The organism is Dryocola clanedunensis (assembly GCF_038405435.1).
In the GTDB taxonomy this organism is placed as follows: Bacteria; Pseudomonadota; Gammaproteobacteria; order Enterobacterales; family Enterobacteriaceae; genus Dryocola; species Dryocola clanedunensis_A.
The window spans coordinates 1-574 of record NZ_JBBYHZ010000154.1 but is presented as its reverse complement, the minus strand read 5'-3'; the positions used below and the strand labels follow the sequence as shown (position 1 = coordinate 574).

The window sequence follows — 574 nt, the reverse complement described above, 5'->3', positions numbered from 1 at the left end:
CGCCGTTGGCGGCCAACTCCACCACCGAATGGCCGCCCCACATCGCCACCCACAGGTGGCCATCGCGCGCCATCGCCATGCCGTCGGGCTTGCCCGGCACGCCCAGGAAATCGGTGACCACCTTCGGCTCGCCCAACGTGCCTGCCACCACATCGGCCGGGTAGGCGAGCAGGGTGCGGGCCAAGGTGTCGATCACGAACAGGGTGGTTTCGTCAGCCGAGAACGCCATGCCGTTGGCCACGCCCAGGCCGTCGGCCACGCGCCGCGCCGGCGCATCCACGGCCGGCGCATGGAATAGTGCGCCGCGTCCAGTGAGCAGGCCTTGATGCATCGACCCGCCCCACAACCCGCCGCGGCTGTCGGTGACCAGATCATTGAGCCGGCACCCTGCGCCGACGTCCACTTCCGGGCCCGCCTGCAGCGGCCCGTCGGGCGCAAACGCGACAAAGTGCGTTTCGCCGTTGCCCACCAGCGTGCCGTCGGCCATGGCCAGCGACCAGACCGGCTCGGGCAGCGGCACCCGTTCGCACTGGGTCCCGTCCCAACGCAACAGGCAGGGCGCAGTCGGATCGAC

1 protein-coding gene is annotated in these 574 nt (G+C 70.9%); it reads right to left on the bottom strand.

Annotated elements, in window-relative coordinates:
* Positions 1–574 (bottom strand): SMP-30/gluconolactonase/LRE family protein (locus AAE045_RS23955; RefSeq protein ID WP_455549797.1); only part of this gene is annotated, 574 nt, incomplete at both ends.